This window comes from Salinivibrio sp. ML198, assembly GCF_001996015.1.
In the GTDB taxonomy this organism is placed as follows: Bacteria; Pseudomonadota; Gammaproteobacteria; order Enterobacterales; family Vibrionaceae; genus Salinivibrio; species Salinivibrio siamensis.
Window position 1 is genome coordinate 1 of the sequence record NZ_MUEZ01000022.1, and the last position, 24,433, is coordinate 24,433.

Below are 24,433 nucleotides of genomic sequence, written 5' to 3' on the forward strand. Positions count from 1 at the left end.
TTGGTGCGGAGTGGTAGTTCAGTTGGTTAGAATACCGGCCTGTCACGCCGGGGGTCGCGGGTTCGAGTCCCGTCCACTCCGCCACTACTTAGAAACCCTGCTAAATTTAGTAGGGTTTTTTTGTTATTGAGCTTCTGGGAAAGATTTGCTTTATAAATAAGCGATCAAACGTCTGAAGAGTAATTGGTGGTGGTAATTTGTCGCGGGATCGCTACAATAGGCACCTATCTACAGGGGTATAGCTCCAATTGGCAGAGCAGCGGATTCCAAATCCGCGTGTTGGGGGTTCGAATCCCTCTACCCCTGCCAAATACCAAAGCATCGACATTGTCGGTGCTTTTTTTGTATCTACTCTCTGTGGTAGCAACCACACCTCTCTAGCCTTTTTCTTCCTCCTGTTTCTTGTTCACATGTCGCGGTATGATGACTTTTTACCAATCGAAAGGAGCAACCCTGTGGTAAGCATATTGTGGGTAGGGCTTGGTGGCGCATTAGGGGCATCCTCGCGTTTTCTCGTATCAGAGTGGAGCGTTGCGGTGCTTGGTCGTGCATTCCCATACGGTACCTTAATAGTAAATGTACTCGGGTCATTAGCGATGGGCGTCTTTTTAGCGGCGATGAGTCAAGAGGTGATTGCTCCGGTGCCTTGGCGCCAACTGGTTGCGATTGGTTTTTTGGGCGCATTTACTACCTTCTCGACCTTTTCAGTAGATACCTTGATGCTGTTCCAACATGGTGAGACGGTGAAAGCCTTGTTAAACGTGGGTCTCAACCTTGCGTTATGCTTGGGAGCGGCCGCGATGGGGGCTTGGCTGCTAGGACGCATTACCGGTTAAGTGAAAACATCGTGTTACGTCGCTTGTTGTTGCGGCGGTGATTTCTTATACTGGCGTTGAACTTGTCGGAGTGCCAATTGGCTGAGACCACATCAAGTGGGATCCGTTGAACCTGATCTGGTTAGGACCAGCGAAGGGAACAAGAGATGCATCAGATCACAGGCCGTACGCGTCTGCCAGTTTGCTCACATCTCAATTCAGCGTTTTCCGGCAAGCATTAATTCCCATAATGAACACCGGAGTAATGCTATGTCGACCCGTAAACAGGCCCGTCTTGAGGCCAAATCTTTTATCGATTCTCTCTCTGCGCAAACCTACCCCAACTCGGAAAAAGTCTATGTCGAGGGATCGCGACCCGATATTCGCGTAGGGATGCGAGAGATCCATTTGTTTCCGACCTTTGTGGGTGGCAGTAAAGACAATCCGCAGTATGAAGCCAATGAATCCATTCGGGTTTATGACACATCAGGGCCTTATACTGACCCACAGAGTGCTATCGATATTTACCAAGGCTTAGCGCCACTGCGCAAAGCCTGGATTGATGAGCGTGCCGATACAGAGTTTCTTGGTGCAGTGAGCTCAGACTATGCGCAGACCCGCCTCAGTGATGAAACCTTAGATGATCTTCGCTTTAGTGCCTTACCGCCTATCCGTCGGGCGAAACCTAACCAATGTGTGACCCAACTTCACTACGCACGCCAAGGCATTATCACCCCAGAGATGGAATTTATCGCTATCCGGGAAAACATGGGGCGCCAGCAGTATCGTGAAGAGCAGCTAAATCGCCAGCACCCAGGAGAAAGCTTTGGCGCTCATTTACCCTCAAACATCACTCCCGAATTTGTGCGCCAAGAAGTTGCTGAAGGGCGTGCGATTATTCCGGCCAACATTAACCACCCAGAAGCGGAGCCGATGATTATTGGGCGTAACTTTCTCGTGAAAGTGAATGCCAATATTGGTAACTCGGCGGTGAGCTCCTCCATTGAGGAAGAAACCGAAAAGTTGGTGTGGGCGACCCGTTGGGGCGCGGATACGGTGATGGATTTATCGACCGGACGCAATATCCACGAAACTCGCGAGTGGATTTTACGTAATAGCCCAGTCCCGATTGGCACTGTGCCTATGTATCAGGCGCTTGAGAGAGTGAATGGCATTGCCGAAGACCTGACTTGGGAAGTGATGCGCGATACCTTGATAGAGCAAGCCGAGCAAGGGGTCGACTACTTTACCATTCACGCCGGGGTGCGTTTGCACTATGTGCCCATGACTGCCAATCGCGTGACTGGGATTGTCTCGCGTGGCGGTTCGATTATCGCCAAATGGTGCTTGGCGCATCATCAAGAAAGCTTCCTCTATACCCATTTTCGCGAAATCTGCGAAATTTGTGCCGCGTATGATGTATCGCTGTCGTTAGGCGATGGATTACGCCCGGGCTCGGTAGCTGACGCGAACGACGAAGCCCAGTTCAGTGAGCTACGTACCCTAGGCGAGCTAACCAAGGTGGCATGGGAATACGATGTGCAGGTGATGATTGAAGGCCCTGGCCATGTGCCCATGCACATGATCAAAGAGAACATGGACGAGCAGCTCACCCATTGCCACGAAGCGCCTTTCTATACCTTAGGCCCGCTGACTACCGATATCGCGCCGGGTTACGACCACATCACCTCTGGGATTGGTGCGGCGATGATTGGTTGGTTTGGGTGTGCGATGCTTTGCTATGTCACGCCTAAAGAGCATCTGGGTCTGCCCAATAAAGAGGATGTTAAAACTGGGCTTATCACCTACAAGTTGTGCGCACACGCCGCCGACTTAGCCAAAGGACATCCGGGCGCGCAGGTGCGGGATAACGCCATTTCCAAAGCGCGCTTTGAATTTCGCTGGGAAGATCAGTTTAACCTTGCTTTAGATCCGGTGACGGCGCGTGCTTATCACGATGAAACCCTGCCTCAAGAGTCGGGCAAGGTCGCGCATTTTTGCTCCATGTGTGGGCCAAAATTCTGCTCTATGAAAATCAGCCAAGAAGTCCGCGATTACGCCAAAGAAAATGGCTATGCCGCTGCGGGCGAAGCGATTGATGTCACCATGCTGGAAGACCCGTTAGCAGGCATGCAGCAAAAATCGCAAGAGTTTCGAGAAAAGGGCAGTGAACTCTACCTGCAAAAATCCCATCATTCGTCACAACAAGGCGCTGAGATAAGCGACAGCGATAAGGTGGAATCATGAGCCTGACCCCGTTTGCGCCTATGTCGGAAGGCATAGGCCCATTATATCCGGTGGTAGACGACGTGGATTTACTTGAACGCTTACTTTGCTTGGGGGTGAAAACCGTACAACTGCGTGTGAAGCAGCCAGCCCATCCACAATTGGCAGACTGGGTACAGCGCGCGGTGGCTTTGGGCCGCACGCACCATGCGCAGGTGTTTATCAACGATCACTGGCAGCTTGCGCTTGAAGCTGGCGCCTATGGCGTTCATCTGGGCCAGCAAGACTTACAAGAGGCGGATCTTGACCGACTTGCGCGGCAAGGCGTGCGCCTTGGCGTATCGACACGCAGTCCCGAACAACTTGCTGCAGCGATTGCGCTCTCGCCCAGTTATCTCGCCATCGGCCATATTTTTCCCACTACCACCAAACAGCTCGCCGAGCCGCCACAAGGCATTTCTGCGTTAGCGCAGCAGGTGGCGACTGTGGATGGCCGCTTCCCGACGGTGGCGATTGGCGGTATTGATCTCAACCGAGCCCCTGACGTTTGGCGCACCGGCGTGGACGCCATTGCGGTGGTCCGTGCCGTGACGCAAGCGCCTGATTTAGCGGCGCGCATTGACGCATTTAATCGCTGTCTTAATCCATCCAGACAGCAAGGAGAGCGCGATGTTATCGGACAGTGAATACCTGCGTTATAGCCGGCAAATCATGCTGCCAGAAGTCGGAGAGAGCGGGCAGCAGGCACTTAGCAATGCGCGCGTGTTGATGGTCGGTGCCGGTGGGCTTGGAACCACCGCGGGCCTCTATCTTGCAGGCGCTGGCGTGGGTCAGTTAGCGATTGCTGACTCGGACCACATTGAGCTATCTAACTTGGCGCGTCAGGTGGCGTATCAGGAGGCGCAAATCGGCACCGATAAAGCCGCGTCGCTAGCCGCTAACTTGGTCGCGCTGAATCCACATTGCCAGTGCCGAGCCATCAATGCCTATCTAGAAGGTGAGCGTCTGGCGCTTGAAGTAGCGATGGCGGATGTGGTTCTCGATTGCAGTGATAATCTCGCCACTCGCCATGCAGTCAATCAAGCCTGTGTAGAGGCTGGTACACCCTTGGTGAGCGCGGCGGCGATCGGTTGGCAAGGCCAGTTATTGGTTTATCAACCGCATAGCGCATGTTATGCGTGCGCCTTCGCAGACGTGACGCTTTCTGAACCCACACGCTGCGCTGAAGCTGGGGTAATGGGACCTGTGGTCGGCATGATGGCCACCGCGCAAGCGCTGGAAGCAATAAAGCTGTTATTAGGGCAGGCGGTCAGGACCAATCGCTTGTCACGACTGGATGGACAAACCATGACATGGCAGCACTTTTCGCTGCCCGTGGATCCGCATTGTGCGGTTTGTCAGCCAAAGCGGGAGGTAAGCGATGCAGTTAACCATTAATGACACGCCGACAGAGGTCAATGCCACAACTGTCGCGCAATTGATTGAGGAGATGAAGGTGCCGGCCGAATCAGTCGCAGTGGCGCTAAATCAGACCATTATTGCGCGTGATGCTTGGTCATCCACGTCACTCACCGCTGGCGATAGCTTGGCGGTCTTTCAAGCGATTGCCGGAGGATAATCATGTTAACCATTGCGGATACGACGTTTTCATCTCGGCTGTTAACCGGCACCGGCAAGTTTGCTAGTCGCAAGACCATGGCCGAGTCACTGGCGGCCAGTGGTACTGAACTGGTCACCATGGCGCTAAAGCGAGTCGATGTCCATGCCATACAAGATGATATTTTAACCCCGCTGCGCGAGCTAGGTGTGCACCTGCTGCCCAATACCTCGGGAGCGAAGAATGCGCAAGAAGCGGTCTTTGCCGCGCGTCTTGCCCGAGAAGCATTGGGAACGCACTGGGTGAAGTTGGAGATTCACCCCGACCCCAAATATTTGATGCCTGACCCGATTGAAACCCTTCAAGCGGCGAAAACCCTTGTGGATGAGGGGTTTGTGGTGCTGCCATATTGTCATGCTGATCCTGTGCTGTGTAAGCGCTTGGAAGAGGTGGGCTGCGCGGCGGTGATGCCCCTTGGGTCACCGATTGGCTCCAACCAAGGGCTGGCCTCAATGGCGTTTCTCGACATCATTATCGAGCAAGCTCGCGTGCCGGTGATCATTGATGCCGGCATTGGTGCACCGTCAGATGCGGCGTTAGCGATGGAGCGGGGCGCCGATGCCGTCTTGGTGAACACCGCGATTGCCACCGCCGGCGATCCGATTGCCATGGGCGCGGCGTTCAAACAAGCGGTTGAAGCAGGACGCTGCGCGTATCGCGCTGGACTGGCGGGCACACACAATCACGCCCACGCTTCTAGCCCTTTAACCGCGTTTCTTGACGCTAAGGAGGCGTGATGAGTTTTTCTGAGCGGTGGGCAGCACTCGATTGGGATCATCATCGGCTTTCGATTTACAGCAAAACGCGCCAAGATGTCGAGCGGGCGCTGGCCAAGTCATCGCGTAATTTGGACGACTTTGCCGCCCTTATCAGTCCTGCCGCTGAAGGGTATCTCGAGGCCATGGCTCAGCAATCTGCGGCGCTGACGCGGCAGCGGTTTGGCTACACCATGGGGTTTTATATTCCGCTGTATCTCTCCAATTTGTGCGCCAACGTGTGTACCTATTGCGGTTTTTCGATGGAAAACCGAATCAAACGGCGCACGCTGGATGAAGCCGAAATCGCCGCCGAGTGTGAAGCGATCAAAAAAATGGGCTTTGACAGTGTGCTCTTGGTGACCGGTGAGCATGAAACCAAGGTAGGGCTCGAGTATTTTCTCCGCGCCTTACCGGTGGTGAAGCAATACTTTCATCATGTGGCGATGGAGGTGCAGCCGCTGGATACCGAGGCGTATCGCGCCTTGGTGGCACAGGGGGTGGATGCGGTAATGGTGTATCAAGAAACCTACCACGCTCCAACCTATGGGGAACACCACAAGCGCGGGAATAAAACCGACTTTCACTATCGGTTGCAAACCCCAGATAGGTTGGCACAAGCAGGGGTCGATAAGATCGGCTTGGGCGCCTTGATTGGCCTTGAGGACTGGCGTACCGACAGCTTTTTTACCGCCCAGCATCTGGATTATTTGGAAAAGCAATACTGGCAAAGCCGCTATTCGTTGTCCTTTCCACGCTTACGTCCTTGCGCGGGCGCGCTGCAGCCGAAATCGGTGATGACCGACAAGCAACTGGTTCAGCTGATTTGCGCCTATCGGTTGTGGAATCCGCAGGTGGAGCTGTCGCTATCGACACGCGAGTCACCCCACTTTCGCGACAATGTGTTACCGCTTGGGGTCACGAGCTTATCCGCGGCGTCAAAAACCCAACCGGGCGGCTACGCGAACCCGGAGCCACAATTGGAGCAGTTTGCTATCAGTGATGAGCGCAGCGCGGCAGAGGTAGCCGCCAGCGTTCGTGCGCTCGGTTTTGAGGTGGTATGGAAAGATTGGGATAACATCTACGATATCGCGCGTCAGGCGCAAATGGCTTCACAAACGGCAGCGGGTTAGCGACAATGCGGGTATGAAACGTATTACTTTATATATGGGCCCGCGCTGTCCTCACTGTGAGGCGGCCAAAGCTTACTTGGATAAAAAGGGGCTGCGTTATCGTGTCGTCGATACGGCCACGCCCAAAGGCAAGAAGCTGCTGGCGGCAACAGGGTCGCGGGGTGTCCCGGTGATTTGCATTGGCGATACCACCTTGCGCGGCTTTTCGCCTAAAGCGGTCGAGAAAGCCCTGAAAGGGGAATAAAAAAAGCGTCCAATCGGACGCTTTTTGTTTTTCACACTCGGTGAAGACGCGACTTAACGGCTTAGCGGCGCTGTCGCTTGTTTTAACCAAGCTTGGTCTTGATCATCGAGGTGCGGGCTGACTTCATCCCACACGGTTTGATGATAGCGATTCCACCACTGAATTTCCGCCTCGCTGAGCAAGCTCACATCGACCAAACGACGATCGATCGGCGCACGCGTGAGTGAGGCAAACCCGAGCATCGTCATGTCGCCCTCGGTGGGCTTTTCTTCAATCAACTCGAGGTTTTCAATCCGGATCCCAAACGCCTCGGCGCGATAGTAGCCCGGCTCGTTTGACACCACCATACCCGGCAATAGCGCGACGCTATTGGGCGCTTTGGAAATGCGCTGTGGACCTTCGTGCACGTCCAAGAAATGTCCCACACCGTGACCGGTGCCATGGTCAAAATCATAGCCGTGTTGCCACAAATACTGGCGTGCCAAGGCATCAAGCTGGCTGCCTGACGTCCCTTTCGGGAACAGCGCGGTAGCCAACGCAATATGCCCTTTAAGCACCAGCGTGAAGGCCTTTTTGATCTCAGCGCTGCACTCGCCCACCGGCACCGTACGGGTAATGTCGGTGGTGCCGTCATAGTATTGGCCGCCTGAGTCGACTAAGTAGACGTTGTTGCTCTCAATCACGCTCGGTTTGGGCTGATTGTTGTGGTTATAGTGACACATGGCCGCATTGCCACCGGCGGCGGAAATGGTATCAAAGCTTAAGTCGACCAGTTGATCGTCTTGTTGGCGGAATTGATACAGGGTGTCTGCGAGCACGGCTTCATCAGGGCGTTCACCGGCGTCGACTTGACGGTCAAACCAGGCCAAAAAGCGAGTCACGGCAACACCATCGCGCACGTGGCAGGCTTGCATACCGGCGATTTCTTGCGGGTTCTTGGCCGCTTTTTCAAGCGCACACGGGTCTTGCGCTTCCACCACGGTGACTTGCGCTTGTTGGAGGGTGTCCAGTGTCCAGGCATTGGCACCGTTTGGGTCGACCAATACACGTTGACCGCTCAGCGCTTGCAGGGAATCAACCAGACTGTCTGGGTGCGCGACGCTCACGCCTTGGCCCACGTGTGCATCAAAGCCTTCGGGGAGACGGTCAGGGTCGATAAACACGGTGACGTCACCGGATTGCTTGATAATCGCTTGGGTTAGCACCACCGGCAAACGTGGGATGTCGCGACCACGGATATTGAGCAGCCAACAGACGGCATCGGGTTGAGTGAGTACCGCGGCATCAAGATTCTGATCGGCTAACTGCTGTCCAATGGTTTGACGTTTATCCAAGCTGGCGCGGCCGGTTTTCTCTTCACCCAGTAAAATGGCCGGGCTATTAAGCGGGGCAGGGCGATCATCCCACAGGCTTTCAATCGGATTTTGCTCAACACTCACCAGAGTCAAAGCCCCATCCAGCGTGCGTTGAGTGCGTTTGTACCAAGCGGCGCTATGCATGCGAGCGTCGATAGCCAGCTTAGCACCCTTGGGCAATTGTTGTTGGGCCCATTGCACCGGTGGCTCATCAATCAGATGGCAGTAGTCAAACAGGCCAGCGGGGACTTGTTTACGGACTTGAACCACATAGCGGCCATCAACAAAAATCGCTGCCTTGTCACGGGTGATCACCGCGGCCCCTGCGGAGCCGGTAAAGCCGGTTGCCCAATGCAGGCGCTCGTTATGCTCAGGCACATACTCACCGAGGTATTCGTCTTCATGGGGGATGAGTAGGGCGTCATAGTCGTGTTGAGCCAGCCAGTGTCTTAGCTGCTCAATACGCTTAGTAAGGGTCGCGTCCATTATTCTTCCTTCTTTGTATAGGGTGAACTCGCCATGTTCGGCCACGCGTGAAAAGCCGGTGGGTTAGACCCTAGCGCGATTGGCAATAGGCTGCAATTTTGCTGGGCTAAATTGCTGACAGCGCGAAATAATCAAGGCTTTCAGCCATTGGTGCCCTGGGTCATTTTCTTGATTTTGATGCCAAAACAAGGTGTACGCCATCGGCGGTATTGGCGTCGGTAACGGCCGTACCACCAAATTGAGCGATGCGGCAATATAATGCGCAAACTGGCTTGGTGAGGTAAACACCAGGTCGGTATAGGTACACAGGCTCGCCGCACTGTTGAAATCTGGCACGTACATGGCTATGTCACGCTCAATATTACGCTCTGCCAGTTTATAGTCCAACAGCCAGCGGTCATTCCCATCACACTTAACCTGTACATGTCGCAGTCCAAGGTAACGCGCTTCATCCCATGGTCCCTTGAGTGCAGGGTGATCGGCACGCATCAACACACACTGGTGATCTTGGCAAAGCTCTTGGTAGCGCACGCCCTTAGGCGGCATCATGGTCAACATGGCATCGGCGGGATTTAAGTCCTTGCCGGTGATGCCAAAGTCGATATTGCCTCGCGCAAGCCCATCAAAGGTGGTTTGATCCCAAGCAGCGGTATTAAGGGTGATAGCTGGGGCCGCTTCTAGCATATCGCCAATAAACTGTGGCAGTAGCAATGGATAGGCGCTCTCGACGAGGGCAAAGCGAAAACAGCGATCGCTTAAGTGCGGCTGAAAGTGATCCGGCTCGGTCATCGCCGCAACATCATTGAGTAAAGCGCGTAGTTTCGCTTGTAAGGCTTGCGCCCGAACCGTGGGTTTGAGCCCGTGGGCCGCTCGCGTAAAAAGTGGGTCGTTAAATTGCGCTCTTAGTCGGGCCAAATTTTTACTTACCGCCGATTGGCTTAAATGGAGGCGTTTCGCCGTGCCCGTGACATTGCACTCTTCCAACAATACATGTAGGCACACCAATAAATTGAGGTCGGTGCGCTGCAGCTGATCCAAATCCATTGCTGGTATTCTCCTTTGGAATATCTGCTTTTACTATAAACCATTATGGTTCATATCGTGAAACCACTATACTGCGTGCCTGTATAGAGGAGTAACCAATGACACACACTGATTCACCGACATCGAATCGTTTGCTGGTCGCCTTAATGGTGCTACTGGTGCTGTTTAGTCCGATGGCGATTGATATTTACCTGCCTGCATTACCGTATATGGCCGGTGACTTTAATGTGAGCCCAACGTTGGCGCAAGATACCGTCACTTGGTTTATGTTTAGTTTGGGTTTGGGCCAGCTGTTTGCGGGGCCATTGGCTGACCGCTTTGGTCGTAAGCCTGTCGCGATAATTGGTATTTCGCTATACGGCCTTAGCTCATTGATGGCGTGGCTCGCGACCTCGATGGATATGATGCTGGTGGCGCGTTTGCTACAAGGTTTTGGCGCGTGTGCGACTTCCGTGTGTGCATTTGCAGCGGTGCGTGACCGATTCGGTGCTGAGCGCAGCGGCCACATGATTAGCTACTTAAATGGCGCGATTTGCTTTGTGCCCGCCTTGGCGCCACTGTTAGGAAGCTGGCTGACACAAATGTTTGATTGGCGGGCTAATTTTAGCTTTATGCTGGGTTATGCGGCATTGGGTTTGGTCTTGGTTAGCGTGTTTTTGCCTGAGACGCGCCCGACACACACAGATAACGCTGGGCGCTTATTCAGCTTACGTCGGTATTGGCAAGTACTACGCGTGCCAACATTTACCTACCACATCATTCTTTGCATGCTGGCGATGGCGGTGATCTTAGCGTATGTCACCTCTGCGCCTGTATTGCTGATGGACAGGTACGGTATTTCCATGAATAGCTTCACCTTTTGGTTTGGCGCCAACGCGGCATTAAACATTGCCGCAGCGATGTTGGCGCCACGCTATATGCAACAATTTGGCAGCCGCCGCGCGCTCAATATTGGCTTGATGATGCTGGTGGGCTCTGGTGGATTAATGCTGGCACTCAGCCCTATTGCTGCCCCTTGGGCCTTTATGTTGCCGATTTTCACCTCGTCATTCGGCTTTGCCTGGGTGCTGGGCGCATCAGCGGGTGCGGCATTGGCGCCATTTTCTGACCGGGCGGGCACGGCGGCAGCCTTGTTGGGACTGTTCCAAATGAGTGGCGCTGGCCTTTTAGTCAGCTTAACCCAGCGCTTGGGATTATCGGCCAGTGATCTGATGACAGTGCATATGTGGCTATTGCTGCCTGGGCTACTGATTTTGTGGTCGCCGAAAGGTAAGCAATGGCATGCGAAAGCGGTAAGAGATTAAATAATCAGTAAAAACAACCGCTCAGTTGGCAAAATATAATAAGACGTGCAAAACGCTGGGGTCTCGACAACCCATCATCCCTTTTCGCTGGCTTCGGCCAGCGTTTTTTTATTTTGCTAAAAGCCCCAAGTTAAGAGTATATTTACTAAGCAAACCGAATTAATGCTCATTCCTTTTCGTTTTATATCCAAAGGTCAGTTACACACTATGTCATTATCGACAATCGAAATGGCGCGCGTCCTTGAGCAACTTGAGGAATCGCCCGAGAAAATCATGTTTGGCAAATTGCTGGCAGAATTAGGCAGCCAAAGTGAAGAGCGTGTACGTAGCGCCGCTCATCAGGTGCCACTGAAATATTTACACGAACTGGTTTATCAATTTAATCAGGTAATTGAAGAGCGCCGTTCTGAGCGTATTGAAGAAATAACCCAAGGCTTGGCGCAAGACGGTTTATCTGCTGACGAGCTTTATGAGTATATAATCCAACGCAAGATGGGCTGATCGCCGCCCATCACTCACAAGGATAAAGATGACAGAGCGGCGTGTGGCGCCAGAAGCGTTAGGTACTCGCCGCTGGCTGTTTGCTTTTTTTGGGTTTGCGTTGCTGAATCAGCAGACCCACGACAATAAAGCTAAGACCGATTAGGGTGCTGATATGGATTGTCTCACCAATAATGGTGGCCAATAGCATCAAGGAAATAAATGGCGAGATAAATATCAGATTGCTGATCCGAGAGGCATTCTGGGTATATTTCATCGCGCTCAGCCACAGCATAAATGTTATCCCCATTTCAAAAAGCCCCACATAGCTCACCGCTAGCCAGCCTTGCCATGGGATACCGCTCCAAGATGCTGTTATCCCCGCCAATAATAAAGATGCAGGTAATGACAGCGTAAAGCTCAACAGAATGCCGAGCACAGGGTCGGCAGGGTTTTTAGTGTTTAGTACCCAAAACCCTGCCCACAATAGCGTGGAGAGCAACGCGAGCCCAATGCCAAGCGGGCTATCGAACTGAAGCGATAAAAGCTGGCCCTTTGTAGCGATCACTACCACACCAAAATAGCCTAACGCCGCCGCAATCCAATCTTGGCGACGAATGGTTTGGCCGAGAAATACTGCTGCCATTAAGGTCAACGTAATGGCCCAGCTGTAATTTAATGGTTGGGCCAAAGAGGCAGGAAGAAGATCATAGGCTTTGAAAAGAACCAAATAATAAATCAAAGGGTTAATCATCCCCAGTAGGCAATAATAGCCAGGTCGACGACGAAAAGTGGGCCAAAGTGCCGATAGCTTGCCTTGCACCGCGGCAATAGCGGTCAATACCAGTACAGAGACCACGCTGGCAGCGGCCAGCATTTGAATCGGGGTCATGTAGCTTAAGGTAATTTTGAATGCGGTCGCGACCGTTGACCACAATAGCACTGCAGATAATCCAAATATCAGTGCTTTACGTTCATTGTGCATACTGCCTCCCTGCAAATCTGCCTTTTAAGCTAGGCAGTCTACGGTATTCGTACGCACCGAGATAGACTGGACATCTATCCAGTATCCCATTAGCCTTGCTGACATTGATGACCGCACAATAGAGAACCCATTATGCTTTCTGGCCTGTCATTACCGACGTTAGCTATTCTCACATTCTGTTTTGGCGTGATCAGTGCCGCCGGGTTGAGTTATTGGCTGCATCGACGCGTGGTCGCTCAGTATCAACATTGGTTTGATACCCAATATGCTCAACAGCAGTCAACGGCTGATATACAGCAACAACAGCTTCATCAGCAACTGGAGCAGCAACAACAAGAGTTAGACAGCTTAGATGTAGAGCGCGATCGTCTGACACAAGAGCTGCGCCAGTATTACGGCAAATTAACCTCCGCGAGTGAGAAGTTGCGTCAATTGGAACAATTGCGCCAAGACAATCAAACGTTGACCCACAAACTTGATGCGGTGCGAGAGGAAAAGTCTGAGCTGCTCGCTGAGCTGCGCGAGGTCAAAGCCAGCGCGGAGCAACAACTCAATGCCGCGAAAGAAAAGCACGCCTTATTAGAAAATGCGGAGGAAAGGCTGCGTACCCAATTTGAGCAGCTGGCCAACCAGGTATTTGAGCAAAAGGTCCATTCCGTTGATGAGCAAAACAAGATGAGCTTAGAGAGCTTACTTGGACCACTTAAGTCGCAGTTGGAAGGGTTTAAAAAGCAAGTCACTGACAGCTTTGGTGAACAAGCCAAAGAGCGTCACACCCTGATCCATGAAATCAAAAACCTCCAGCAACTGAATGCGGACATGACGCGGGAAGCGCATAACCTAACTCAAGCGCTTAAAGGTGATAACAAGCAACAGGGCAACTGGGGCGAAGTGGTGTTGGCGCGTATTTTGGAAGAGTCCGGCTTGCGTGAAGGGCGTGAGTATCAAACCCAGGTGAGCTTTGAAAACGAGCAAGGCAAGCGCTACCAGCCCGATGTGGTGGTGAAATTACCCCAAGATAAAGACGTGGTGATAGATGCCAAAATGGCGCTGGTCGCGTATGAACGCTACTACAACGCAGACACTTTGGTTGAGCAAGATGCCGCATTAAAAGAGCATGTCCAAGCCATTCGCCAGCATATTCGTGGCTTGGGACGCAAAGACTATCATCAGCTTCATGGTGTGCGTTCACTGGATTATGTGTTGATGTTCATTCCGGTGGAGCCAGCTTTCCAAGTGGCCGTGGAAGCCGATGCCAGCCTGATCCGCGAGGCGATGGATAATAATATTATGTTGGTCAGTCCCACCACTTTGCTGGTGGCACTACGCACCATCAATAACTTATGGCGTTATGAATACCAAAACCAAAATGCCAAACAGATTGCCGAAAAAGCGAGCAAGCTCTACGACAAGGTGCGGCTGTTTGTCAGTGATATGGAAGCGTTGGGTAATGCGTTGGGTAAAGCCAGTGACAGTTATCAAGGGGCGATGAACAAACTTAGCCAAGGCCGCGGTAATATTATTCGCCAAGCAGAGGGGTTTAAAGCGCTGGGCGTGGAGGTGAAACGGGACATCAGCCCGTCGCTGGCCAGTGTTGCCACCGACCCTGCGCCTGATGAGCCTCTTAATCTTACACAGGCAGAGCGGGACACAAATCCGCAAGAATCATAATAAACTTGGTCGTACGCTTGGAGTCGGGATGGGCGATAAAGTAAACTGGGGCCAATACGTTAGGGGAATAAAATGACAGATAAAAACGCGCACCAGGATCAAGAGACGATCGATTTTGGCTACCAACAAGTGAAACGCCAAGAAAAAGAAAGCCTCGTGGCCAATGTGTTTCATTCGGTGGCTGCAAAATATGATCTGATGAACGATGTGATGTCGATGGGCATTCACCGTATCTGGAAACGCTTTACCATTGACTGCAGTGGTGTCCGCCCTGGGCAAAAAGTGCTCGATTTAGCCGGTGGTACGGGCGATCTCACCGCAAAATTCTCGCGTCTTGTCGGCGAGCGTGGTGAAGTCGTACTCGCCGACATTAATAACTCAATGCTCAAAGTGGGCCGCGATAAACTGCGTGATAAAGGCATTGTCGGCAATGTGAGCTACGTACAAGCCAATGCAGAAGCGCTGCCATTCCCTGATGACCACTTTGATTGCATTACCATCGCCTTCGGGCTGCGTAACGTGACGGATAAAGATGCGGCCTTGCGTTCGATGTTCCGTGTGCTTAAACCTGGTGGGCGTTTATTGGTGTTGGAATTCTCCAAACCCGTTGCCGAGCCGTTGTCAAAAGTCTACGACGCCTACTCTTTCCATGTATTGCCCAAAATGGGGCAACTGATTGTTAACGATCCAGACAGCTACCGCTATTTGGCCGAATCGATTCGCATGCACCCTGATCAAGAAACCTTAAAAGGAATGATGGAGCAAGCCGGTTTTGAACAAACCAGCTACTACAACCTGACAGGTGGGATCGTGGCGCTGCACCGTGGATATAAATTCTAAGGAGCCAACATGGCACTTGATTCACTGTTGTGCGCGGCCCTGGAAACAGCGCTCAATGCTGTGATTGCTAAAGACGCCGACAGCCAGCGTCGCCTTGCTCGGCTAAAAGGGCGTTGTATCGGAGTCACTCTACAAGAGCTTGATCGCCAACTGATTTTTGTCTTCGGCCAACGTATTGATGTACTTAGCCATTACGAAGGTGAATGCGACGCGGCGCTATCGTTGTCACTGTCAGCACTGCCACAGCTACAGCAAAAAGCAAACTTAACCGCCTTAATCAAAGCGGATAAACTCACGTTGGAGGGGGATATCGATGTCGCCCAGCAGTTTTCTCAGTTGCTCAGTGGTATCGAACTAGACGTGGCAGAGTGGCTGGCATCTTACACCGGCGATGTGATTGCGCATACGGTGGTGAGTCAGGCGCAGCAGCGCTGGCAGCAATTGCAGCAATTGGCTCAACGGCAACAGCGCTATGCAGGAGAGGTGATTACGGAAGAATGGCGCTTAGCGCCTGGGCCATTAGAAGTGGCGTCATACAGTGACCAAGTGGACGAGCTGCGCAGCGATGTCGCGCGGTTGGAAGCCAGGTTTAAGCAGTTGGTAGAACGGGTGGAGTCTGCATGACACTCAATGAAATTCGTCGCTTGTATTTTATCATCCGTACCTTACTGCTTTATGGTGTGGATGCTTTACTCCCCAAACAACCCTTAACACGGCTGGCGCATCTTGGCCGCCAATCATTGTTTTGGCTGAAGAATCAGCACCCAGATAAGCCGGTGGGGGAGCGACTGCGTTTGGCGCTGCAAAGCTTGGGCCCAGTATGGGTGAAGCTTGGGCAAATGATGTCGACGCGTCGTGATCTGTTTCCCGCGGATATCGCCAACGAGTTGGCGCAACTACAAGATAAAGTCGCACCCTTTGATGGCCACAAAGCCAAAGCGCAAATCGAAGCCTCGTTAGGCGGCCCGTTAGAAACCTGGTTTAGCGACTTTGATCCCCATCCACTCGCCTCTGCGTCGATCGCGCAAGTGCACACCGCTACGCTCAAATCGAATGGGCGTGAAGTGGTGCTGAAGGTGATCCGCCCCGATATTTTGCCAGTGATCCAAGCTGACTTGCGCTTGATGTATCGTGTGGCACGGCTGGTGGCGCGTTTTCTGCCTGATGCGCGTCGCTTAAAACCGGTCGAAGTGATCCGCGAGTACGAAAAAACCTTGCTCGATGAGCTGGATTTGATGCGTGAAGCGGCCAATACCATTCAGCTGCGCCGCAATTTTGAAAACGACCCGGCGCTGTATGTGCCCGAAGTGTTCAGTGACTACTGCCGCAAAGACGTGATGGTGTCTGAGCGAATCTATGGCATTCAAGTGTCGGATATCGAGGCGCTAGAAGCCAATGGTACTGACATGAAATTGCTGGCCGAGCGTGGGGTTGAGGTCTTTTTTACCCAAGTATTCCGAGACAGCTTTTTCCATGCGGATATGCACCCAGGCAATGTCTTTGTCTCCTACGAGCACCCGCATGATCCGCAGTGGATTGGGCTTGATTGCGGGATTGTCGGCACCCTTAATCGCGACGATAAACGCTATTTGGCAGAAAACTTTATCGCCTTTTTTAACCGCGATTACCGTAAAGTGGCGGAGCTGCATGTTGACTCTGGCTGGGTGCCGCACGACACCAACGTGGATGATTTTGAGTTTGCCATTCGCACCGTGTGTGAGCCCATTTTCGAAAAGCCATTGTGCGAAATCTCGTTCGGTAATGTTTTATTAAACCTCTTTAACACCGCGCGCCGGTTTAATATGGAAGTGCAGCCACAGCTGGTGTTGTTGCAAAAAACCTTGCTCTATATTGAAGGGCTTGGGCGTCAGCTCTATCCGCAGTTAGATTTGTGGACCACGGCGAAGCCATTTTTAGAGTCGTGGATGAAACAGCAAGTGGGGCCGCAAGCTGTCTGGGCGGCGGTGCGTGAAAAGGCACCGTTTTGGGCGGAAAAACTCCCCGAGATCCCAGAACTGGTGTACGACGGCTTACGGCAAGGTCGTCAGGTCAATCAGCGTTTAGAAGCCTATTATCACGGTTACTTGCAGACCAAACAGCGTCACTCGCGCGCCACTTATATGCTCGGGATTGGTGCGACGTTACTGCTGACGGCGACCATTTTGTTTGCCAACCGAGTCGAGACCTTACCGAGTGTCGCCGCTGCAGGTGCGGTTATCTTTTGGTTGTGGGGCTGGCGACTTTGTAATAAAACCTGTAATAAATAGCAGTTACACTGCTGCGCACATCAAGTTAACCAAACGGAAGAAAGGGAACCGGTATGGGTGGAATTAGTATTTGGCAGTTGCTGATCATTGCGGTGATTGTGGTGTTGTTATTTGGTACCAAGAAGCTACGTAACATGGGGGGCGATCTTGGCTCGGCGGTCAAAGGCTTTAAAAAAGCGATGAACGATGACGACGCAAAGACCACTGACAAAGATGCGGATTTTCAGCAGCAGTCGTTGGATAGCAGCGATAGCGACGCGTCGAAAAAAGAGCAAGCACGCAAAGATAAAGAGCAGGTGTAAGCCGTGTTTGATATAGGTTTCTGGGAGTTAGTGCTGATTGCCATTATTGGCCTCGTGGTGCTTGGCCCGGAGCGATTACCGGTTGCGATACGCAATGTGTCGCGCTGGGTGGGGGCGGCGAAACGGATGGCAGGATCTGTCCGTGATGAGCTTGAACAAGAGCTCAAGCTAAAAGAGCTCCAAGACAATTTACACAAGGCCGAACAAGCGGGGATGAAAGATTTGTCACCTGAGCTACAAGAGTCGGTCGACACCCTACGTCAACGCGCGGCGGATGTACAACGCCCTTATGCAGCATCGCCTTCTTCTCATCACCCCGATGAAGGCGACGATGCGCCATCAACGGATAAGCGATAACGAGTCAGACGCTTTATGTTTTCGGTGAACAAACCACTATGTCTTCTGTGAACGATACTCAGCCCCTTATCAGCCACTTGATGGAGCTTCGTAACCGCCTGCTTCGCGCAATTATCGCCATCTTAGTGGTCTTTGCCTGCTTGGTGTATTTTGCCAATGATATTTACAGCCTGATAGCCCAACCGCTGATCGACAAACTGCCCGAAGGGGCGAGCATGATCGCTACGGATGTCGCGTCTCCCTTCTTTACGCCAATTAAGCTGACTTTGGTCATATCCGTCTTCGTCGCCATCCCTGTGGTGCTATATCAAATCTGGGCGTTCGTTGCTCCCGGCCTGTATAAGCATGAACAGCGGTTAGTGATGCCGCTTTTGGTGTCGAGTTCGTTGCTGTTCTACGCGGGCGTGGCATTTGCGTACTGGGTGGTGCTGCCATTGGTGTTTGGCTTTTTCACGTCTATTGCGCCAGAAGGGGTGCAAGTGGCAACGGATATTGCCAGTTATCTCGACTTTATCTTGGCGCTCTTTCTCGCCTTTGGCATTGCCTTTGAGATCCCTATCGCGATTATACTGCTGGTTTGGACAGGGGCGACCACGGCACAAAGCTTAACCCGCAAGCGGCCCTATGTGGTAGTGGCTGCGTTTGTGGTGGGGATGATGCTGACGCCACCGGATATGATTTCACAAACCTTGCTGGCCATTCCCATGTGCTTGCTGTTCGAGCTGGGCGTGGTGCTATCGCGCTTTTATGTCCCACGTGAGAAATCAGAATCCGAGGAGGCCAGTGAATGATCGATATTGGTGTTAACCTGACAAGCACACGGTTTGATCAAGACAGAGAGACCGTGGTGGCTGATGCCAAACAGGCGGGCGTCACGGGCATGATTCTGACCGGCACCAGTATCGATGAGAGCCAAGCAGCCGCCGCGCTTGCGAGCTCTTATCCTGGTTTTGCCTATGCCACGGCGGGTGTTCACCCGCATGATGCCAAATCGGTCGAGGCGACAGATTTAAGCGCGATTCAGCAATTAGCGCAGCGTCCCGAGGTGGTCGCAATCGGTGAGTGTGGGCTTGATTTTAATCGGGACTTTTCGCCGCGGCCACAACAAGAAGCGGTCTTTGAGGCGCAGCTTGCGCTAGCGGCTGAGCTTTCAATGCCGGTGTTTATGCACTGTCGTGATGCCCACGATCGCTGGTTCGCCATTTTGCGTCCATGGCTCGACAAACTGCCCGCGGCGGTGCTGCATTGTTTTACTGGCGATGACCGCGCGCTGCGCGATTGCCTCGATGCCGGTTTATATATAGGGGTAACGGGATGGCTATGCGACGAGCGCCGCGGACAGCAGCTTCAGCAACAGGTAAGCTGGTTGCCCGATGACAGGTTGATGATAGAAACCGATGCGCCGTATTTACAGCCTCGCGATATACGGCCGCGACCTAAACGCAGTCGTAATGAGCCGAAATACTTGCCCCATATCGCCCAAACAGTGGCACGATTACGTCAACAGCCTGTCGAACATATTATTGATTGCACAATAAAAAACACTCAGCGCTGCTTTTCTATTCAGTGACTGGGTGAACACTACACGAGGCAGTTCGCTGCCCCAAAGCCCAGGTCTGCAACTTAAAGGAGGATACAGTGACCGTATCCATTCAAGGCGCCTTTCCTGCTCGACGCCTGCGTCGTACACGCAAAACTGACTTTAGCCGCCGTATGGTGGCGGAACATTCATTGTCCGCAAGCGATTTGATTTACCCAATCTTCGTGCTCATGGGTAAGAATCGTCGTGAGCCAGTGGCATCCATGCCCGGCATCGAGCGACTCTCGATTGATCTATTGCTCCATGAAGCCGATTACCTTGCCAAGCTGGGTGTCCCTGCCATTGCACTCTTTCCTGTGATCCCGAAAGAGTTTAAAACCAGTTGTGCCTCGGAGGCATTTAACCCCGAAGGGTTAGTGCCACGCGCGGTGCGCTTACTCAAAGAGCATGTGCCGCAAATGGGCGTGATCACCGATGTGGCACTAGACCCTTACACCGTGCACGGCCAAGACGGGATCATTGATGAAGACGGCTATGTGATGAACGAGCCCACCACCGAGGTACTGATCAAACAAGCCCTATCTCATGCCGAAGCGGGCGTCGATATTGTCGCGCCTTCTGACATGATGGATGGACGGATTGGTCGTATCCGTGAGGCATTGGAAGCCAATGGTCATATCAATACCCAGATCATGGCGTATTCTGCCAAGTATGCGTCCAATTACTACGGCCCGTTTCGCGATGCATTAGGCTCGGCGGCGAACCTGAAAGGGGGTAACAAAGCCAACTATCAAATGGATCCGGCCAACAGCGATGAAGCCTTGCACGAAGTGGCGATGGATATTGCTGAAGGGGCTGATACCGTGATGGTTAAACCCGGGATGCCGTATTTGGATGTGGTACGCCGGGTAAAAAATGAGCTTAAAGTGCCGACGTTTGCCTACCAGGTATCGGGCGAGTATGCGATGCACAAGGCGGCCATTGATAATGGCTGGCTAAAAGAGCGCGAGACAGTGATGGAGTCATTATTGTGCTTTAAGCGTGCGGGGGCCGATGGGATCCTCACCTACTTTGCTAAGCAAGTGGCCGAGTGGTTAGCGGAAGACGCGGGTGCCACCTTGCCTCCCAGACCGGAAGAGACGGTCGGTTAACTCGCCTTTTATGAAAGCGCCCTTGCCACGAGCAAGGGCGTTTTTTTAGCCTGCCCTGGATGACCCCACAAAACTCAAGGGATCACATTGCGGTTAATGGGGTTCTGTAGTGAGATCAGTGTTTCTGTGGATTGTACTTCGTCGATGGCTTGAAGCTTGTCAATCAACACAAACTGTAGCTCTTCGATAGAGCGGCACATGAGCTTAACGAAAATATTATAGGCCCCCGTGGTGTAGTAGGCTTCTACCACCTCGTCGAGCTGATTGAGTTTTTCTAGTGCCGAGTGATAATCTCGCGCCGCTTTAAGATTGATGCCGATAAAGCAGCACACGTCGTAGCCGAGTTTTTTGGTGTTGACCAATATTTCCGTGCCTTCGATGATGCCCGCGGCTTTCATTTTCTCAACCCGCACGTGAACGGTGGCGGGACTGACATGAAAGCGCTTTGCCATTTCTGCGTAGGGGACGCGCGCGTCATCCAACAGCGTAGAGAGAATACGACGATCTAGGTCATCCAATTTTGGCAACTCGTTCATTGTTTTAGTCTTTTAGTTATAGCATGGCCAGATTTTTCGTTAACGCGGTTGCTTAGCCACTTCGTTAACGCCTAATGTAGGGTATCGCGTTGTTTAGCAAGATACCAACAAACCAACAGGAAGGGGATGTGGGGATCAAATACGTTTTCGGTGGCTTACTACTGCTCATCGCCAGTAGCGTCAATGCCGCACAAAAAGATGTGCTGGTAGTGCACTCCTATCATCCTGGTTTCTTTTGGAACCAGGCGTTGGTTGAAGGGTTGGAAACGGCCACGCAAGGCGAAGAGATCGCTTTCCAGCATTCCTACCTAGAAAGTAAACGCTACCAATCGGATGCCTATCGCGAACAGCTCAAAGATGTTTATATCCATAAACTGACCAACCATGATTTTGATGCCATTCTGACCACGGATAATGCCGCATTATGGCTGATCCATGAATTGCATGAGTACGTGGGCGATACACCGGTCGTCTATGCGGGGCTCAATAACTTTGGTCGTCAACATTACCCCTTACTGCCCAAAGTCACGGGGGTGAAAGAAGAAATAGACCTACCGCGCAACTTGGCGCTAATGAAGCGCTTGCATCCAGATTTAAAGCGGGTGTATGTACTGCTCGATGAGACGTTCTCCAGTCGTCAGTATTGGAATGTGGTGAAGGCGCAACTGAGAAAGGCGGGTCAGTCAGGCCTCGAGATTGTGAGGCTGTCCAACCTGCCATTCCAAGGTTTACGTGACCGTATTCAAGCGATGCAGCCGGGCGAGGCGGTGTATTACTTGTCCTATTTTCGCGATGCGAACGGCACCTTTCTCGATAGACTCAGTGGTATTCATACTCTTACCCAAGATTCGCCTGTACCGATTTATGGTGCGATGAGCTTTATGCTGGGTCAGGGCGTGATCGGTGGCATTGTGATCGATGGCAGAACTCAAGGTCAGCACCAAGGTCAGCTGCTGTTGGATGTACTGGCGGGCAACCTCCCCCCTGAACGAGACAGTACTAATCTGACGTTATTCGATTACCCCGCACTGAAAGATTGGGATGTGGATGTGAGCGCCATCGAAGACGCTGAGGTGATTAACAAGCCTCAGCCGCTTTGGCAAAAGCACCAAGTTGCGTTTCAAGCCGTGGCATTGGCGGTGTTGGTATTGGGAAGCGTGATAGCCATGCTCGGTGCCAATATTCGCCAGTTACGTCGCAGTGAGTCAGCGTTAAAGCGTCACCGAGCAATGCTTAAAGGTATTTTTGATCAAAGTAACCAGTTTATTGCACTGTTGGATGAGAACGGGATCTTGGTGTCAGGCAATGCCAGCTTTAATCAATTAATCAGCGTGAGTCACCCGTATCGTGGACGACCTTTGTGGTTTTGGCCGATTTGGCGCAATCCCGCCCGCCTCGAGGAGCACCTCAAGCTTACCGATTTCTCCCAGCCTCGCCGGTTTGAGCTTTGCCTCAGTGAAGCGCATCGTGAGGTGATTTTGGACGTGGCGGTCAAAGGGTTTCCCAGCGAAAACGGTCAACGTCGCGTGCTGTTAGAAGCTCGTGATATTACCCAGCGCAAACAAACCGAAGAGAAGCTACAGCGCAGCGAAATTGAATACCGCATGTTGTATGAACAGCAGCCTGTCATTCTATTAACCATTGATTACCAAGCACGTATTCAATCGCTCAATCAGTATGCCGCTGATTTGTTTGGTTATGATAAAGCCGCGTTATTAGGGCACAAGATCACCTCCTTATATGCGGATCATCAAGTGCCTCCCCATCGAATGATTAAACGGGATCACAACAACCAAGAGCAGGTGTGGCGGCGTGAGATACCTTATCGTGCCGGCAATGGTCATACCTTGTGGGTTCGGGAAACCGTGCGCGCGATGCATAATCAGACGCAGCTGCTGGTGGTGGGCGAAGACATCACCGCGCATCGAGAAATGGAAAACCAGCTGACTTATCAAGCCCATCACGACTATTTAACGGGGCTGTATAATCGTAGTTATTTTGAACAAAAGCTCGCCGCCGCGCTGTTACAAGCGCGAGAAGAAGATCAGTGTCACGCGATGTACTACATCGATATGGACCAGTTTAAGCTGATTAATGACACCGCCGGACATGAAGCGGGGGACGAGGCACTTAAACAAGTTGCCCAGATCATCCAGCAACATCTGCCAACAGGTGCGGTCTTGTCGCGACTCGGGGGGGATGAATTTGGTGTGATTGTCTATCATCACTCGGCCGAGAGCGCGTTGAGTTGGGGGCACCAACTCCTGGCAACCTTGGCGGACAGTGAGTTTTTCTGGCACGGCAGTCGCATGCGCTTAGCGTGCTCGTTGGGGATTCGCCTTCTGGATCGCACCGCCGGCTCGCCGCAGCAGGTACACGCGCAAGCGGACACCGCCTGCTATGCCGCCAAAGACGAAGGGCGTAACCGTTTACACCTTTATCACCCGGATGATGAGGAGCTGCAACGCCGTGAGCAAGAAATGGCATATGTCAGCCACATCCATGATGCCATTGCTCACGACCGCTTTGATATCTATGCACAGCAGATCGTCGATATCCGACCAGGTAGACAAGATACGCTCTACATCGAGGCGTTGGTGCGGATGCGCGATACCCAAGGCGGTTGGTTGCCGCCCAGCATGTTTATCCCAGCAGCCGAGCGCTACAATATGGCACATCAACTCGACACTGTGGTGGTGACCAAAACGCTGGCGTGGTTTGATGCTCACCCGGATCAGATTGCCAAGCTGGGTAAAATCTCGATTAACCTGTCGGGACGGTCAATCACCCAAAAAGATTTTGTCACCTTCTTAATCACCGCGATTAAGCAAACCCAAGTGCCTAGCGAGTGCATCTGTCTGGAGATCACTGAAACCGCGGCGATTACCAACATGAGCAGTGCTATCGAGCTTTTCTCGCAGCTAAAAGCCTTGGGGTGTGTGATTGCCTTGGACGACTTTGGCGCGGGCATTTCGTCGTTTGGTTACTTGAAGCGCTTGCCCGTCGACATCATTAAAATCGATGGCCAATTTATCCGCGATATCGCCACCGATGACACCGATTATGCGATGGTGAAAGCAATCAATGAGTTGGCTAAACAAATGGGGAAACAAACCGTGGCGGAGTTTGTCGAGAACGCCCGTATTCTCAACAAACTACGCGCGCTGGATGTGGATTATGCCCAAGGCTATCACTTTAGCGTACCCGCGCCCTTAGGCGAGCAGGTAAAAAATTGGTCGACGCGTCGAGAGACGATAAAGGAAAAAATCCATCTCTGATATACTC

The 24,433-nt window shown here is 52.4% G+C and carries 24 protein-coding genes, 2 tRNA genes and 1 riboswitch; of the genes, 22 read left to right on the top strand and 4 right to left on the bottom strand.

The features are described from left to right. The first annotated feature begins 7 nt into the window (after positions 1-7). The 10 genes from BZG25_RS13935 (at position 8) to BZG25_RS13980 (ending at position 6,830) form a co-directional block, all read left to right on the top strand. Positions 8-84: transfer RNA gene (locus BZG25_RS13935), tRNA-Asp, on the top strand. A 148-nt stretch (positions 85-232) separates the two neighbouring features. After that, positions 233-309 (top strand) — tRNA-Trp (locus BZG25_RS13940). A gap of 146 nt (positions 310-455) precedes the next feature. Beyond that, complete coding sequence (crcB, locus tag BZG25_RS13945) at positions 456-836, top strand: fluoride efflux transporter CrcB (protein WP_158010013.1); 381 nt, start codon at positions 456-458, stop codon at positions 834-836. A 56-nt stretch (positions 837-892) separates the two neighbouring features. Further along, a riboswitch (TPP riboswitch) is annotated at positions 893-992 on the top strand. Positions 993-1,085: 93 nt separating this feature from the next. Continuing rightward, positions 1,086-3,062: a phosphomethylpyrimidine synthase ThiC gene (gene thiC, locus BZG25_RS13950; protein ID WP_077578156.1), complete on the top strand. Its 1,977-nt coding sequence runs from the start codon at positions 1,086-1,088 to the stop codon at positions 3,060-3,062. Further along, positions 3,059-3,727, top strand: coding sequence for a thiamine phosphate synthase (gene thiE, locus BZG25_RS13955; protein ID WP_077578157.1), 669 nt, complete (start codon positions 3,059-3,061; stop codon positions 3,725-3,727). The genes thiC and thiE overlap by 4 nt, the downstream gene beginning before the upstream one ends. Further along, positions 3,711-4,478: a HesA/MoeB/ThiF family protein gene (locus BZG25_RS13960; RefSeq protein WP_077578158.1), complete on the top strand. Its 768-nt coding sequence runs from the start codon at positions 3,711-3,713 to the stop codon at positions 4,476-4,478. Before thiE ends, BZG25_RS13960 begins: the two co-directional genes overlap by 17 nt. Further along, on the top strand, positions 4,462-4,659 hold the full coding sequence (gene thiS, locus BZG25_RS13965) for a sulfur carrier protein ThiS (protein WP_046074603.1): 198 nt from the start codon (positions 4,462-4,464) through the stop codon (positions 4,657-4,659). Before BZG25_RS13960 ends, thiS begins: the two co-directional genes overlap by 17 nt. Before the next feature lie 2 nt (positions 4,660-4,661). Further along, positions 4,662-5,435 carry a thiazole synthase gene (locus tag BZG25_RS13970; RefSeq protein WP_077578159.1) on the top strand — a complete coding sequence of 258 codons (774 nt, stop codon included), beginning with the start codon at positions 4,662-4,664 and terminating at the stop codon, positions 5,433-5,435. Beyond that, a complete protein-coding gene (gene thiH, locus BZG25_RS13975; protein ID WP_077578160.1) occupies positions 5,435-6,586 on the top strand; it encodes a 2-iminoacetate synthase ThiH in 1,152 nt (383 codons plus the stop codon). Before BZG25_RS13970 ends, thiH begins: the two co-directional genes overlap by 1 nt. A gap of 13 nt (positions 6,587-6,599) precedes the next feature. Then, positions 6,600-6,830 carry a glutaredoxin family protein gene (locus BZG25_RS13980; RefSeq protein WP_046074600.1) on the top strand — a complete coding sequence of 77 codons (231 nt, stop codon included), beginning with the start codon at positions 6,600-6,602 and terminating at the stop codon, positions 6,828-6,830. 53 nt (positions 6,831-6,883) lie between these two features. On the opposite strand, the gene BZG25_RS13985 is transcribed toward BZG25_RS13980, so the two are convergent. Together BZG25_RS13985 and BZG25_RS13990 are read right to left on the bottom strand one after the other, a co-directional pair. Then, on the bottom strand, positions 6,884-8,671 hold the full coding sequence (locus tag BZG25_RS13985) for an aminopeptidase P family protein (protein WP_077639299.1): 1,788 nt from the start codon (positions 8,669-8,671) through the stop codon (positions 6,884-6,886). 63 nt (positions 8,672-8,734) lie between these two features. Next, a complete protein-coding gene (locus BZG25_RS13990; protein ID WP_046074598.1) occupies positions 8,735-9,715 on the bottom strand; it encodes a LysR family transcriptional regulator in 981 nt (326 codons plus the stop codon). A gap of 98 nt (positions 9,716-9,813) precedes the next feature. On the opposite strand from BZG25_RS13990, the gene BZG25_RS13995 reads away from it, so the two are divergent. Together BZG25_RS13995 and BZG25_RS14000 are read left to right on the top strand one after the other, a co-directional pair. Then, positions 9,814-11,019: a multidrug effflux MFS transporter gene (locus BZG25_RS13995; RefSeq protein WP_077578162.1), complete on the top strand. Its 1,206-nt coding sequence runs from the start codon at positions 9,814-9,816 to the stop codon at positions 11,017-11,019. 207 nt (positions 11,020-11,226) lie between these two features. Beyond that, positions 11,227-11,520 (top strand): hypothetical protein, encoded by a 294-nt coding sequence (locus BZG25_RS14000; RefSeq protein WP_046074614.1) that lies wholly within the window; start codon positions 11,227-11,229, stop codon positions 11,518-11,520. 58 nt (positions 11,521-11,578) lie between these two features. Here BZG25_RS14000 and BZG25_RS14005 read toward each other — a convergent pair whose 3' ends face one another. Then, positions 11,579-12,484, bottom strand: a complete 906-nt coding sequence (locus BZG25_RS14005; protein ID WP_077578163.1) for a DMT family transporter — start codon at positions 12,482-12,484, stop codon at positions 11,579-11,581. Between the two features lie 132 nt (positions 12,485-12,616). Here BZG25_RS14005 and rmuC point away from each other — a divergent pair, with 132 nt between their 5' ends. The 9 genes from rmuC (at position 12,617) to hemB (ending at position 20,612) form a co-directional block, all read left to right on the top strand. Beyond that, positions 12,617-14,155 (top strand): DNA recombination protein RmuC, encoded by a 1,539-nt coding sequence (gene rmuC, locus BZG25_RS14010; protein ID WP_077639300.1) that lies wholly within the window; start codon positions 12,617-12,619, stop codon positions 14,153-14,155. Between the two features lie 72 nt (positions 14,156-14,227). Then, positions 14,228-14,995, top strand: a complete 768-nt coding sequence (gene ubiE / locus BZG25_RS14015) for a bifunctional demethylmenaquinone methyltransferase/2-methoxy-6-polyprenyl-1,4-benzoquinol methylase UbiE (protein WP_046074594.1) — start codon at positions 14,228-14,230, stop codon at positions 14,993-14,995. 9 nt (positions 14,996-15,004) lie between these two features. Next, positions 15,005-15,619, top strand: a complete 615-nt coding sequence (locus BZG25_RS14020; RefSeq protein WP_077639301.1) for an SCP2 domain-containing protein — start codon at positions 15,005-15,007, stop codon at positions 15,617-15,619. After that, on the top strand, positions 15,616-17,262 hold the full coding sequence (gene ubiB / locus BZG25_RS14025; RefSeq protein ID WP_046074592.1) for a ubiquinone biosynthesis regulatory protein kinase UbiB: 1,647 nt from the start codon (positions 15,616-15,618) through the stop codon (positions 17,260-17,262). Before BZG25_RS14020 ends, ubiB begins: the two co-directional genes overlap by 4 nt. A 53-nt stretch (positions 17,263-17,315) precedes the next feature. Further along, complete coding sequence (gene tatA, locus BZG25_RS14030) at positions 17,316-17,564, top strand: Sec-independent protein translocase subunit TatA (RefSeq protein ID WP_069361810.1); 249 nt, start codon at positions 17,316-17,318, stop codon at positions 17,562-17,564. A gap of 3 nt (positions 17,565-17,567) precedes the next feature. Then, entirely contained in the window at positions 17,568-17,921 is a 354-nt protein-coding gene (gene tatB, locus BZG25_RS14035; protein WP_046074590.1) for a Sec-independent protein translocase protein TatB, read from the top strand. 38 nt (positions 17,922-17,959) lie between these two features. Beyond that, positions 17,960-18,712 carry a twin-arginine translocase subunit TatC gene (gene tatC / locus BZG25_RS14040; protein WP_046074589.1) on the top strand — a complete coding sequence of 251 codons (753 nt, stop codon included), beginning with the start codon at positions 17,960-17,962 and terminating at the stop codon, positions 18,710-18,712. Then, positions 18,709-19,491 carry a TatD family hydrolase gene (locus BZG25_RS14045; RefSeq protein ID WP_077639302.1) on the top strand — a complete coding sequence of 261 codons (783 nt, stop codon included), beginning with the start codon at positions 18,709-18,711 and terminating at the stop codon, positions 19,489-19,491. Before tatC ends, BZG25_RS14045 begins: the two co-directional genes overlap by 4 nt. Positions 19,492-19,559: 68 nt before the next feature. Continuing rightward, on the top strand, positions 19,560-20,612 hold the full coding sequence (gene hemB, locus BZG25_RS14050) for a porphobilinogen synthase (protein WP_046074587.1): 1,053 nt from the start codon (positions 19,560-19,562) through the stop codon (positions 20,610-20,612). Between the two features lie 74 nt (positions 20,613-20,686). Here the strand turns inward: hemB and asnC are convergent, their stop codons facing one another. Beyond that, the gene (gene asnC, locus BZG25_RS14055; RefSeq protein ID WP_046074586.1) at positions 20,687-21,148 is read right to left on the bottom strand and encodes a transcriptional regulator AsnC; all 462 of its coding nucleotides are present in this window, start codon (positions 21,146-21,148) and stop codon (positions 20,687-20,689) included. 89 nt (positions 21,149-21,237) lie between these two features. On the opposite strand from asnC, the gene BZG25_RS14060 reads away from it, so the two are divergent. Further along, positions 21,238-24,426 carry an ABC transporter substrate binding protein gene (locus BZG25_RS14060; protein ID WP_241828723.1) on the top strand — a complete coding sequence of 1,063 codons (3,189 nt, stop codon included), beginning with the start codon at positions 21,238-21,240 and terminating at the stop codon, positions 24,424-24,426. The last annotated feature ends 7 nt before the right edge of the window (positions 24,427-24,433 follow it).